The sequence below is a fragment of the Pseudomonadota bacterium genome, assembly GCA_018242545.1.
Lineage (GTDB): Bacteria > Pseudomonadota > Alphaproteobacteria > 16-39-46 > 16-39-46 > 16-39-46.
On record JAFEBT010000058.1, the window covers coordinates 1 to 13195 of the forward strand.

Sequence of the window (13195 nt, forward strand, 5' to 3'; positions counted from 1 at the left end):
AAAATACCTCAATCTTTTCAATCTGTTAATTATTTTTTATCCATAGTTCGGGTTATCTTATTTTCTTTTTTTATTGCTTATTTGTGAAAACTCTCACTAAACAATCAAAAACCTGATATGTAACCCATCCATGTCAGAAAATTATAGAGTGTAAGAAAGAAAAACTGAATGCTCATAAAAATAAAGAAGTATTTATAGAAGATCTGTACTTTTTTTGAAACTTTTAGATTCTCATAACCATTTGTAATCACCATCATGAGAGCTCCTATGAAAGCTAAAAAATCCCAAACAAAATGAGGAACATGCCATACTTTCCAGAGAACAACAGCTCCCACCATAGACGTAACCACAAGAACCAGCAGCCAAATTTTCCGCGTAGTTTCAGATTTCATAATGACGTTCCTTTTCTATTTATTTGTTATTATTCCAGAGGTCTTTGCCTAAGTTTATTTTTAATTTTTCCCTTAAGCAAGAAAAAAAGAAATAAAAAAAGAAGGCCGAAGCCTTCTTTTTCTTAAAGCTACAAAAAACTAAAATTACTTTGTATCTGCAGCAGCTTTTTGATCAGCAGCAGCAGCAGCAAGATCAGCAGAAGCAGCAGCTGTATCAGAAGCAGCAGCAGCAAGTTCATCGGAAGCTTTATCTGGATCAGCCATTACAGGAGCAACACCAGCAGCAAGAACTAAAGCCAAAGCAGCAAATTTTACGAAGTTCATTTTACATTCCTCATGGTTAAAAAATAAAAACATATAATTATTAACAACGCTTAATCTTATTTGAGAACGCTTTGCTTTTGATTTTTCCCAAAAACAAGGCAATCGTAAAAGTTCAAGCTCCTCAAATTTCTTTCAGCGACTCTTTCATACATCTAATTTTTTAGCTTTGCAAGATGAAGATCATCAATATTTAAAAAATATTAAGAATTTGAACAAAACCACCTTCTAATTCATGCACTGCAAATCCTCTAAATAGCCTCTCCATCTTCTTTTAGAGCTTTTTTAGGACCTTAGGGTCAAAGTAAATTTCTTTTAAGACAGAAAGACAAATCTCTTCTGATCTTGCCAAAAAAAGATTTTCAGGGTAGAGGAGAGACAGAGAACATTTAACATATGTTCCATAATCTTATGGTAAAATCTTTTTACTTTTAAAATGGAGATCGCCTGTGTCCCCAAAAAACCTTCAAAATTCTCCGTCCACTCCTTCATTAGAGAATCTCTATAAAGCATACGAAAGCATGTTTCTTATTCGTCGGTTTGAAGAAAAAGCCGGCCAACTCTATGGAATGGGGCTTATTGCTGGATTTTGCCATCTTTATATTGGGCAAGAAGCCGTTGTGGTCGGCATGCATCAGGCTGTAACGCCCAATGACAGTATTATTACCTCTTACCGAGATCACGGCCATATGCTCGCCTGTGATATGTCTCCGAGTGGTGTAATGGCCGAATTAACGGGACGAAGGGGTGGATACTCCAAAGGAAAAGGGGGCTCTATGCATATGTTTTCGCGTGAAAAGAAATTTTATGGAGGCCATGGGATCGTAGGAGCTCAAGTTCCAATTGGAACGGGGCTTGCTCTCGCACATCAATATAAAAATGATAACGGTATTTGCTTTACGTATATGGGAGATGGTGGTTCAAATCAGGGCCAAATGTTTGAAGCCTTTAATATGGCAGCCCTTTGGAAACTCCCTGTCCTTTATATTATTGAAAATAATCTTTATGCCATGGGTACGTCCCTCGAACGTCATGCAGCAGTCACAGACCTCTCTACACGCGGCAGCGCACAAGGAATTCCTGGAAAAAGTGTTGACGGAATGGATTACCTTGCAATGCGAGAAGCAGCTCTAGAAGCAGCTGAGCACGTAAGATCAGGCAAAGGACCTTTTATCCTTGAAGCAAAAACCTATCGTTATCGCGGACACTCCATGTCTGATCCTGCAAAATATCGCTCAAAAGAAGAAGTTGAAGATATCCGATCTCACCATGACCCGCTTTCTATTCTTGAAGCTGAAATCCTACGTCGCGGCGGGAATAAAGATCATCTCGAATCCCTTATAAAAGACGTTAAAAAGGAAGTGGATATTGCCGTTGACTTCTCAAAGGAAAGCCCAGAGCCGTCCATAGAAGAACTTTTTACCGATGTTTTAGTGTGAGGCAAATATGACCATAGAAACCATGACTGTTCGAGAAGCACTACGAGATGCAATGGCAGAAGAAATGCGACGAAATCCGAATGTTTTCCTTATGGGAGAAGAAGTTGCCGAATATCAAGGAGCTTATAAAGTAAGCCAAGGTCTTTTAGAAGAATTTGGATCCAAACGTGTCATTGATACACCCATCACGGAAGCTGGATTTGCAGGTGTTGGCGTAGGAGCAGCTTTTGGAGGGCTTTTGCCGATTGTGGAGTTTATGACCTTTAACTTCTCTATGCAAGCCATTGATCAAATTATTAATTCTGCCGCAAAGACACTTTATATGTCTGGCGGACAAATGGGATGTCCGATCGTTTTTCGAGGCCCGAATGGATCCGCCGCACGTGTTGGGGCTCAACATTCTCAATGTTTTGCAAGCTGGTATGCGCATTGTCCAGGACTCAAGGTCGTCTCTCCTTATAATGCCATTGATGCTAAAGGTCTTTTAAAATCGGCCATCAGAGATCCTAATCCCGTTGTTTTTTTAGAAAATGAACTTCTTTATGGTCAACGCTTCGAAGCTCCTCCTTCGAACTCTGATTTCGTTCTTCCAATTGGAAAAGCTCATATTGAACGCGCTGGAAAAGATGTGACTTTAGTTGGATTTTCCATTATGGTGGGATATGCATTGGAGGCTGCTGAAGAACTTGCAAAAGAAGGGATTGACGTTGAAGTGATAAACTTAAGATCATTACGTCCCTTAGATACAGAAACAATTTTTGACTCTGTACGCAAAACAAATCGCTGCATAACCCTTGAAGAAGGGTTTCCTTATGCTGGCATTGGCTCAGAAGTTGCTGCTCAAATTATGGAACATATGTTTGACTTTTTAGACGCTCCAGTTCTCAGAGTCACAGCTCAAGATGTCCCTCTTCCTTATGCTGCCAATCTTGAACGTCTTGCGATCCCACGTGCCGCAGAAATTGTTCAAGCTGTCAAAAATGTTCTCTATAACGCTTAAAGGTATTCCAAAATGACCATTGAAATCCTTATGCCCGCCCTCTCTCCAACAATGACAGAAGGGAATCTTGTCAAATGGCTTAAAAAAGAAGGAGATTCTCTTAAATCAGGGGAAGTCCTCGCTGAAATTGAAACCGATAAGGCCACAATGGAAGTTGAAGTCATTGACGAAGGCATCCTTGGAAAAATCATAGTTCCAGCCGGCACAGAGGGTGTTAAAGTCAATACGCTTATTGGTTTGATTCTTGAAGAGGGAGAAACAGCAGAAAATCTTACACATCAATCTTCTGCCTCTGCAAAGAATCCTGATCCAAAACCTCAAGAAGTCTCTCTTCCTTCTTCTCAAAATTTAGAGCCGAAAGAAAAAGCTTCTTCTCCAACATCTTCCGTAGGACGCATTCTTTCAAGTCCTCTTGCAAGGCGTCTTGCTTTTGAAAAAAATATTGATCTTTCCACAATTCAAGGGTCTGGTCCACGGGGCCGTATTGTTAAAAAAGACATTGAAGAGACCGCTCAAACCATGGCATCTCCACGTCCTTCTTCTTCTTTTGAATCAGCCTATGAAGATGTGGCCTTAACAACCATGCGTAAAGTTGTTGCAAAGCGCCTTACGGAATCAAAGCAAACCATTCCTCATTTTTATGTGAGCATGGACGCAGAGTTAGATGCGCTTTTAGCCCTTCGAAAAGAGTTAAATAATGGACTTAAAGACGCCAAAGTCTCTGTGAATGACTTGTTAATCAAAGCCTGTGCTCGAACTTTGATGGATGTTCCTGAGGCCAATGCCTCCTGGATGGAAACTTCCCTTCGGCTTTATAAAACGGCAGACATTTCTGTCGCTGTTTCTCTTGAAGAAGGTCTGATTACACCCATTATTCGAAATGCTCAGTCCAAATCAATTCTTGACATCTCGACAGAAATGAAAACACTTCGTGAAAAGGCTCAATCTGGAAAACTTGCTCCTTCTGAATTTCAAGGAGGGAGTTTTAGTCTTTCAAATATGGGCATGTATGGCGTAACATCATTCTCAGCTATTCTTAATCCTCCTCAAGCATGCATCTTAGCTGTTGGGACAGGTCAAGAAAAAGCAGTTGTTCGCAATGGAGCGCTTTCCATTGCCACACTTATGACATTGACACTTTCTGTTGATCATCGTGTCGTTGATGGTGCAGTTGCAGCCCAGTTTTTAAAAGTCCTTAAAAACTATATCGAAAATCCCGTCTTGATTTTAGCGTAATTTATTACAATTTTAAGGAATATATACAAATGACTCATTTTGATCTTATCGTTCTTGGAGGTGGACCTGGAGGATATGTTGCAGCCATCAAAGCTGCACAACTCGGCTTAAATACAGCTTTGATTGAAAAAGAAGCCTTGGGAGGTGTTTGTCTTAATTGGGGCTGTATTCCAACAAAGGCCCTCTTAAAGACCGCTGAGGTCCTTGAAACAATAAAAAAAGCCTCAGAGTTTGGGATCGAAATTAAAGAAATACCTACGATTAATCTATCAAAAGCCGTTGAAAGATCACGCCAAATTTCCCTCAAACTGACACAAGGAATTGCCCATCTTTTAAAGAAAAATAAAGTAACGCAAATAAAAGGATATGGCCGACTCAATGGACCACGAGAGATTCTTGTTGAAACACCGGATGAAAAAACACTCTCTCTGAGCGCGTCAAATATTATTCTTGCAACAGGAGCCCGTCCCCGCCTTCTTCCAAATATTAATATGGAAAAAGAGTCAAAATTCTTTTGGACTTCTAAAGAAGCCATGACCCCCAAAAGTCTCCCAAAATCTCTTCTTGTTTTAGGGTCTGGTGCGATTGGGATGGAATTTGCAAGTTTTTATCATTCTCTTGGCGTTGATGTCACGGTTGTTGAAATGATGGATCGTATTCTCCTGAGCGAAGATCGAGAGATCTCTGAGCAAGCCTCTAAACTCTTCACCCAACAAGGTATTAAAATCTTAACAAACACAAAGGCTACATCTTTTATCTCCCAAAAAGATCTTATGTCCGTTACCCTTGAGACAAAGGGAACGGCTCAAAATATTTCTGCTGAAAAAGTTCTTTTTGCCATTGGCATTGAAGCAAACACTGAAAACATTGGTCTTGAAACAACAAAAATAACACTTGAAAAAGGTCATATTCTTACAAATTCTTTTTGCGAAACCAATGAAAAAGGGATTTATGCCATTGGAGACGTGGCGGGCCCCCCTTGGCTTGCCCATAAGGGAAGTCATGAAGGAATAATCGCTGTGCAACACATTAAAGGGGAGCATGTCCATCCTCTTGATCCAACAAAAATCCCAGGCTGCATTTATTCAATTCCTCAAATTGCAAGTGTTGGACTTACTGAAGAAAAAGCAAAATCTCTCGGTTTTTCAATCAATATTGGACGCTTTCCTTTCTCTGCAAATGGAAAAGCACTTGCCCTTGGAGAAGTAGAAGGATTCATTAAAACCATCTTTGATTCAAAAACAGGTGAACTCTTAGGCGCCCATATGATTGGTGCAGAAGTGACAGAGCTTATTCAAGGCTTTACCCTCGCAAGAACTTTAGAGGCTACAGAAGCCGATGTTTTTGAAACAATCTTTCCGCATCCTACACTTTCTGAAATGATGCATGAATCATCATTACAAGCTTTTAATCAAGCCATTCATATATGACAAACCCTTTTCCATCTTCCCAAAGCAAGCCTTCTTGGATTCGGGTTAAAGCTCCCCAATCTGCCGAATACCATCGGACAAAAGATCTTATGAGGCATCTTAAATTAAATACCGTGTGTGAAGAAGCCGCGTGTCCTAATATTGGAGAATGTTGGAGTAAAAAGCATGCAACGGTCATGATTCTAGGAAGTACCTGTACACGCGCCTGTGCTTTTTGCAATGTTAAAACGGGCCGACCAGATCAATTAGATCCTCACGAACCAGAACATGTTGCTGCAGCTGTTCAAGCTTTAAATCTTTCCCATGTTGTGGTGACCTCGGTGGATAGAGATGATCTTGAGGATGGAGGCGCCTCTCATTTTGCACACGTGATTAAAGCAATTCGTACAACTTCTCCTCACACAACAATTGAAGTCTTGACGCCTGATTTTTTAAGAAAAGAAGGGGCTCTTGAAATTGTGGCTACAGCAAAACCCGATGTTTATAATCATAATCTTGAAACTGTTCCACGGCTTTATGCCACAATTCGTCCAGGTGCGCGATATTTTCATTCTCTGCATCTTCTTGCACGTGTCAAGGAACAAGATCCTACTATTTTCACAAAATCAGGTCTTATGGTTGGTCTTGGAGAGACACGGGAAGAACTTTATCAAGTCATGGACGATCTAAGAGCTGCTTCTGTTGATTTTATAACACTCGGACAATATTTACAACCAACGCCTCAACATCATCCCGTCGAACGTTTTGTGCCCCCTGAAGAATTTGAATCTTATGCTCAAATGGCACGCGGAAAAGGATTCCGGATGGTTTCTGCCTCTCCTTTGACACGTTCCTCTTATCATGCGGATGAAGATTTTAAAAAATTAAAAGAATTTTCGTTTTCAACTTGTGATACAAACAGGAACTCTCTCAAATCAAATGCCCACGCTTCATCATACTGAAATTATTCCTCTTCCTTCTTTCACGCTTTATGAGATTATAACAGATGTTGAAAAATATCCTGAATTTCTTCCCTGGTGTTTAACAGCAGAACTTCTTGAAAAATCAGAAACGCATATGATTGCTGACCTTTGTATTGGCGTTTCTTCCTTTAAAGGAACATTTCGATCAGCCGTCTCCTTAACACCTTTTTCTAAAGTTGAGGTTCATTATGGAGATACCTCTCAAAAAACACCTGCTTATAATATTCCTTTTAAACATCTTTATACCCGTTGGTCACTTAAAGAGCTCGCTCCACAAGAAACTTCTGTCGAATTTTATATCGACTTTTCTTTTCAGTCATGGATCTTAAATAAAATGATGGCACGTGTTTTTGATCAAGCGTGTCACACTATGATTAAAGCTTTTAAAAAACGGTCTTATACACATGGATAATATTTTTTCTGTTCTGAATCGACGTTGGCAAGTCAAAGAAGGTGACGAAAAGCTCTCTCTCTTTTTAGAACAGCGTCTTAATGTTCCACCAACAATTGCAAGACTCCTTTCAAGTAGAGGGTTTTCAAATCCTGAAGAAACTCAAGAATTCTTAAATCCAACTCTAAAATCTTCTCTTCCCAATCCTTCTATTTTCAAAGATATGGAAAAAGCCATTCTTCGCCTTGAAAAGGCGCTGCTTAAAAATGAGACGATTGTTCTTTATGGAGATTATGACGTCGATGGCGCAACCTCATCAGCGCTCTTTAAAAAGTTTTTTGATGCTTTAGGAGCGTCCGTACGTCTTTATATTCCGGATCGGATTAAGGAAGGATATGGACCGAACACACATGCTTTTGAATCTTTTTTTAAAGATGGGATTAAGCTCATCCTCACGCTCGATTCAGGAACAACAGCTTTTGAAGCTTTGTCATATGCCCATGAAAAACTCATGGATGTTATTGTCATTGATCATCATATTTCAGAGCTCAAACTCCCTCTAGCTTATGCACTTATTAACCCAAATCGTTCTGACGAATCCGAGCACATAAAGCAAAATTATGGAAATCTTGCTGCTGTAGGTGTGAGTTTTTTAACCCTTGTTGCTCTTAATCGACGCCTTAGAGAGCAAAATTTCTATGAAACACGATTTATAAAGGAACCTGATTTGCGTCAATTTTTAGACCTTGTTGCACTTGGGACAGTTGCCGATGTCGTTCCTTTAACGGGCCTCAATCGAACATTTGTTGCACAAGGCCTTAAAATCATGAAAAAAAGAACAAACATCGGACTTAAAGCTCTTGCAGATATTGCAAAGATAACTGAGTCCCCTGAAGCATATCATGCAGGGTTTATTTTAGGCCCCCGCATTAATGCAGGAGGACGCGTTGGGGAATCTTCTCTTGGTGCCCATCTTCTTTCAACTGAATGTCTTAAAGAAGCTCAAATGATTTCTGAAAAACTCCATCATCTTAACCAATCGCGTCAAGAAATGGAAAATAAGATGCTTTCCGATGCACTCTTTAAAATTGAGGCGCATCTCAAAGAAAACCCTCTGCCAGCCGCTCTTATTGTCGCAGATGAAACCTGGCATCCTGGAATTATTGGAATTATTGCAGGGCGCCTTAAAGATCGTTATGATCGCCCTGCATGTGTCATTGCTCTTAAAGATGGAATTGGAAAAGCCTCTGGACGTTCTCTTCCGATTGTAAACTTAGGAAAATTAATTCATCAAGCAAAAGACTTAAACCTTCTCATTAATGGCGGTGGACATGCCATGGCCGCTGGATTTACGATTGAAGAGAGCAAAATAAAAGAATTTGAATCTTTTTTAACAGAACAAATTGCTCAAACGCTTAAAGAAACAAATTATAAACCAACACTTCATATAGATGGGAAATTGTCTCTTGCTGCTCTTACACTTGATTTTTTAAAAATTTTAGAACAAATGGCTCCTTTTGGAATGGGCAATCCGACACCACGCTTTATGGTTCCTTGCTTAAGAATTACAAATACCTCTCTTATTCAAAATACACATGTTCGATGCACCCTGAGATCAGAAGAAGGAATCAAACTTGATGCAATTGCCTTTCGAGCTTTTAATACGCCTTTGGGTGACGCGCTTATGGATGCAAAGAACCATCCGTTTCATTTTGTTGGCACATTCCGGCGTGACAGTTGGAATGGTCGAGAGAAAATTCAAATGACAATTGAAGACTTAGCTCCAATTTCTTAAAAAGATAATCTCCTTTTCAAAATTAAAAAAACAGATTAGGGTACAACATATTATTAAGGCTTTTCTTATAAAATTCAGGGATCCTATGAACTTTAAATTTAATCATAAAAATGCTTTTTTTTTTGAAAAAATGCTCCAAAAATTAGGGGGATTTTGCGCTGTTATTTTGGGAATTTTCATTTCTTGTATATTCCATGAAAAAATACAAGCTCTTCCATACAATCCTTCTCTTTCTCAACAGACAGAAAACTCTTCTATGAACCTTCCCCTTCTCCAAAATAATCCTTTCTCAGATCACGGCTCTTTTGCTTCTCACTTAGAAACAGATCTTCAAAAACAAATTGCTTATTATGATGCCCTTATTGAGCAAGCAAAAACTTTTAAATCCCATTGGAATAATACAGGTTCACTTTCTTCATTACACTGCTACAATGCCATCATTCAGAAAATTGAAATGATCAATAAGCTCTTAAAAAAAATGGGAAGAACAACACTTCCAAACCTTCCCCTTCTCGCTCTTGATCAAGCCGAAGAGATTTTTGAAATGCTTGATGATGATCTTTAAAAGCGTGACATTTTTGTAGAAAAAGAAATAAGCTTTATTCGGAAATCTTTTTCTGACTCATAACGCCAAGATATATAAGAAGAAGCAAGATAAAACATCTTCTAAAAATTATCGTAAAAAAGAGCTAAAAAGAGGCTTTTCAGCATTTTTAATAAAAAATTTGGTATTTTAAACCAAAGCTTCTATTGTATAATATCAAAAACCATTGCATCCTCATAGGTATGTTCATAATAACTTCTAACATAAAATGATTCTTATAAAGAAAAAAATAACCTTTATCATTTCGTGTATATCTCAAGTCTCTTCCAAAAGAGAAGGCAAGTTTGCTATCTTCTTTTTAGCGTCTTTTTTTCTTTCTCATATTCTTTTTGCTGGGAAAGAACCTACCTCTTCAGCTCCTGCACCCTTGCCCTTGAGTAACCCCCTGCTTTCCAAAAAAGAAGCGTCTCTTCCTATAAAGACAAAGTCTAAGACCTCCTCAAGTACGAAGATCGCTTCGCCTCTTTCTCTTGACCAACCTGTAAAAGCAAAATCTACACCTTCTTCAAGTACAAAAATTACGCCCTCTCTTCCTGTTGTTGACTCAGCAGCACTTAACCTTTTTCCCACCTTAAATAAAGATAATGCTAACGTTGAAAGAGCCTCAACAACTGAAATTGCAGCGCAAGAAAAATTAATTGATCAAAACGTGATCGTTCAAAAAGATCAATCCACTTTAACTTCTACAAACTCTCAAGAAACTTCTCTTAAAGGAAAGCTTGCCACTGATACAACAACAGTTACTCAAGATAAAAATACCGTGGCAACTGATACGACGGAACTTGACCGTGGAAGACAACTTTTAGCCTCTGCCACCACTGAAGAAAATACGGCACGCACACATTTTGCAGCCCTTACAACACAAAAACAAACGCTCTCACAACAAATTGCTGCCTCAAAGGATGCCCTTGATACAACTCAAAAAAATATCGCCTCTCTCCAGCTACAAATATCTAAACTTTCCGCACAAATCGGGCAAGATTCATCCGGAAACATCAGTCAAAGAAAAGCTCAGATCGCTCAACTTACAGCGCAACTGCAAGAGAAACAAAAACAAAAAGAAGCAACGCAAAGCGCTTTAGCAAAAGATACAACAACCCTTTCATCCATCGCAAAAAATTTATCCGATGCGCAAAAAAAGGCTGAAGCCGCCTCTCAGAAGCTTCAAAGCCTAGAATCTGCCCTTAAAGCAAATACAGCGGCTCTCGAAGCGGCTCAAAAAGCTTTGAAGATCGCTGATCCAACTGTGTCAAACGTTCAAAAACTTGCGACATCTTACGCCTTGCAGGCTGAAGAAGCTCAAGAAAAAATGATAACAGAACAAACTCTCGCAAATACGCTTTCTGTAGAGAAAGCACAAACATCTCTTCAACTTCAAGCATTTCTCATTCAATCAGCAAATTACCAAAAGGATATTGAGCTTTGGAAAGCTCGTCATAACTGGTGGGATTCGTATTATCTTAATGATGAAGTAGGAGGAGGTATGTACACCTACGACTTTGCAGGCATGCAGCGTACGCAAGCTCAAGTAAATATTTTCACGCAAGATAAAAATAAGACTGACGTTCTTATTTCACAACTTAAAACACAACAACTCTTTCAAGCTTCTCTTCTTCAAAATGCACTTAAGAAGCTTCAACAGGATAAAATTAGTGTTAATGAAGATGATATTTCTTCTCATAAGGAGGCTTCTCTTCTCGCAGCTGCAAAAATACAGCAACAACAAAGCGACCTAGCCATTATTAAATCTGATTCGGCCATAGTTGCAAAAGATGCTACGGCTATATCCACGGCTCAACAAGATCTCATTTCCGATGAAGAAAGCGTCTATCAATGGACCCAAAAAGGAGTTTCGGAATTAAGCGTTCTTGAATCTTCCAGCACCTCAAAACCCGCACTTCCTCTGTCGATACAATCTTTTCAGCCTGCCTATGAGGCGTTCTTAGCGGCTCAAGCAAATCTCTCAACAGTTAAAACGACGCAAACAACTCTTCAATCTGATATTTCACAATTGCAAGGTCTTCAAAGCAGTGTTTTCAATAATGCACGTGACTATTACTGGTGGATAAGTCCTCAAACTGGCGCTGGGTGGTCGGGATGGTGGGAAGGGGACAATAGTGGAAATACATACGACCTTACAAATGCACGATATTATCAAGTCTCAGAAATTCAAAGCATAAAAGGCCAAGCAGAACTAGCACTTCAAGTTTCCGGCCTTAAAGACCTTCCCCAAGGACTTCGAGATACACTTGCCTCATTTGAAGGTGATCTTCCCTCTCTTTCTAAAGAGCTTCCCACATCAGCTCAAATTACTTCTGCTTCTGCTTCTTCTCCTATTCCTTCTTCTTTTGCGTCTTCTCAATCTTCTATTTCTGCTATTCAATCTTCTATTAATAAGGCTTTCAACGCAAGTGAAGCTTCAATTGCCCCTTTGCCCACCAAAGACAATCAATCTCTCTCTTCAACTCAACAAGCGGTAATATCAGCCAATCCTTCTCTTTCTCAATGGTCGCAAGAAGTCTGGAGTGAGCTTTCTTCTGTAGGCGCTCTTGGAACGCTTCCAAGCTCTATCGCATCGGATACAACTGCAATTTCTTCTTTGAACACAGAGGTTTCCCAAGATAAGAACGATATCGTTCAAATGACATCTCAATATAACGCTGACAATCCTCAATTACTTGCTGATCAAAAACAATTAGATCTCGCCAAAGCAAAGGCTCAAACCCAATCAACTGATTTGTCTCAACAAAGTGATCATCTCAGCTCATTAAATGCAACCCTTCAGCAAGCAACGCTAAAATTGACCCAATCTAAGAACACTGTTATTGCCCAAACCAAAAAAGTTTCAGACGCAAATACAGCTCTTCAACAAGCAGAACAGGCTCTAACAAATGCTGAACAAACAGCAACCACGACAGCCGCAAATTTAAATTCCCTTAAAGCGCGCGTCACCCAACTTCAACAAAATGTTTCTCAAAGCCAATCCGTCCTTGATCAACTTCAAACCCAAGCAGCCCAAGATGAAGATGCTGTCACAACGCTTCAACAACAAAAAAATACGCTAGAAGCAGAAATTCAAGCGCAACTTTCCCACTACAATGAGCTTGTTTCCCAAGCGCAAACCTATCGAGAAGAATGGAATCAAAAAGCATCCTCGACTGTTGCAAGAGAATATAATGCCCTTGTAAAAGAGATCCAAGCTGTAACAACAACGCTTCAAACCATAGGAGGAACGAGGCTTCCTTCCCCCTCATTTATTCCAACGAATCTCTCGCCAACTTCCTCTGATAATGTGGATGATTATTTAGACACGGTAGATCATGCAGAAGGCGATGATGATGTGACAGATGCAGAGCTTAATGCAGAGGGAGATGAACGGGATGATACCCTTATGGAAAAACGAAAAGACACCTCAGGATCAGACTTAGCTCCAACGCCTGGTCTTGCTGGAATTTTGGGAGCACAAGCTGTGACAGGAGACATTACAGCTCCAATCATGACAACGACAACGCCGTCCCAAACAACTTCACCCACTCAATAATATTAAATTATATCTTCCTTAAGTTTTTTTAGGTTGTGTCCACTTTTCATTTTAACCAAATAATAGAAGAAGCAAAGGTTAAAA

Annotated in this window: 11 protein-coding genes; 9 read left to right on the top strand and 2 right to left on the bottom strand. The window is 39.6% G+C overall.

Translation table 11 applies throughout. The features are described 5' to 3' along the window. Nucleotides 1-104 precede the first annotated feature (104 nt). Both JSS34_07105 and JSS34_07110 read right to left on the bottom strand, forming a co-directional pair. The gene (locus tag JSS34_07105; GenBank protein ID MBS0186089.1) at nt 105-392 is read right to left on the bottom strand and encodes a hypothetical protein; all 288 of its coding nucleotides are present in this window, start codon (nt 390-392) and stop codon (nt 105-107) included. Between the two features lie 144 nt (nt 393-536). Continuing rightward, the gene (locus JSS34_07110) at nt 537-716 is read right to left on the bottom strand and encodes a hypothetical protein (protein ID MBS0186090.1); all 180 of its coding nucleotides are present in this window, start codon (nt 714-716) and stop codon (nt 537-539) included. 518 nt (nt 717-1234) lie between these two features. On the opposite strand from JSS34_07110, the gene pdhA reads away from it, so the two are divergent. From pdhA to JSS34_07155, 9 genes are all read left to right on the top strand, one after another. Further along, a complete protein-coding gene (gene pdhA / locus JSS34_07115) occupies nt 1235-2152 on the top strand; it encodes a pyruvate dehydrogenase (acetyl-transferring) E1 component subunit alpha (GenBank protein ID MBS0186091.1) in 918 nt (305 codons plus the stop codon). A 7-nt stretch (nt 2153-2159) separates the two neighbouring features. Next, entirely contained in the window at nt 2160-3152 is a 993-nt protein-coding gene (locus JSS34_07120; protein MBS0186092.1) for a pyruvate dehydrogenase complex E1 component subunit beta, read from the top strand. A 12-nt stretch (nt 3153-3164) separates the two neighbouring features. Next, nucleotides 3165-4388, top strand: coding sequence for a pyruvate dehydrogenase complex dihydrolipoamide acetyltransferase (locus JSS34_07125; protein MBS0186093.1), 1224 nt, complete (start codon nt 3165-3167; stop codon nt 4386-4388). A gap of 23 nt (nt 4389-4411) precedes the next feature. Next, nucleotides 4412-5818 carry a dihydrolipoyl dehydrogenase gene (gene lpdA, locus JSS34_07130; protein ID MBS0186094.1) on the top strand — a complete coding sequence of 469 codons (1407 nt, stop codon included), beginning with the start codon at nt 4412-4414 and terminating at the stop codon, nt 5816-5818. Further along, nucleotides 5815-6759: a lipoyl synthase gene (lipA, locus tag JSS34_07135; protein ID MBS0186095.1), complete on the top strand. Its 945-nt coding sequence runs from the start codon at nt 5815-5817 to the stop codon at nt 6757-6759. The genes lpdA and lipA overlap by 4 nt, the downstream gene beginning before the upstream one ends. Then, on the top strand, nt 6737-7192 hold the full coding sequence (locus JSS34_07140; protein MBS0186096.1) for a type II toxin-antitoxin system RatA family toxin: 456 nt from the start codon (nt 6737-6739) through the stop codon (nt 7190-7192). The genes lipA and JSS34_07140 overlap by 23 nt, the downstream gene beginning before the upstream one ends. Further along, the gene (gene recJ / locus JSS34_07145) at nt 7185-8966 is read left to right on the top strand and encodes a single-stranded-DNA-specific exonuclease RecJ (GenBank protein ID MBS0186097.1); all 1782 of its coding nucleotides are present in this window, start codon (nt 7185-7187) and stop codon (nt 8964-8966) included. Before JSS34_07140 ends, recJ begins: the two co-directional genes overlap by 8 nt. 85 nt (nt 8967-9051) lie before the next feature. Next, entirely contained in the window at nt 9052-9531 is a 480-nt protein-coding gene (locus JSS34_07150) for a hypothetical protein (GenBank protein ID MBS0186098.1), read from the top strand. Nucleotides 9532-9943: 412 nt separating this feature from the next. Continuing rightward, a complete protein-coding gene (locus JSS34_07155) occupies nt 9944-13111 on the top strand; it encodes a hypothetical protein (protein MBS0186099.1) in 3168 nt (1055 codons plus the stop codon). Nucleotides 13112-13195: the final 84 nt, after the last annotated feature.

Bases quoted from the DNA above. Each gene is read 5' to 3' on its own strand.
- lipA (MBS0186095.1), top strand. From the start codon at position 5,815: ATGACAAACCCTTTTCCATCTTCCCAAAGCAAGCCTTCTTGGATTCGG.
- JSS34_07150 (MBS0186098.1), top strand. From the start codon at position 9,052: ATGAACTTTAAATTTAATCATAAAAATGCTTTTTTTTTTGAAAAAATG.
- JSS34_07125 (MBS0186093.1), top strand. From the start codon at position 3,165: ATGACCATTGAAATCCTTATGCCCGCCCTCTCTCCAACAATGACAGAA.
- JSS34_07105 (MBS0186089.1), bottom strand. From the start codon at position 392: ATGAAATCTGAAACTACGCGGAAAATTTGGCTGCTGGTTCTTGTGGTT.
- JSS34_07110 (MBS0186090.1), bottom strand. From the start codon at position 716: ATGAACTTCGTAAAATTTGCTGCTTTGGCTTTAGTTCTTGCTGCTGGT.
- JSS34_07120 (MBS0186092.1), top strand. From the start codon at position 2,160: ATGACCATAGAAACCATGACTGTTCGAGAAGCACTACGAGATGCAATG.
- JSS34_07140 (MBS0186096.1), top strand. From the start codon at position 6,737: ATGCCCACGCTTCATCATACTGAAATTATTCCTCTTCCTTCTTTCACG.
- recJ (MBS0186097.1), top strand. From the start codon at position 7,185: ATGGATAATATTTTTTCTGTTCTGAATCGACGTTGGCAAGTCAAAGAA.
- pdhA (MBS0186091.1), top strand. From the start codon at position 1,235: ATGTTTCTTATTCGTCGGTTTGAAGAAAAAGCCGGCCAACTCTATGGA.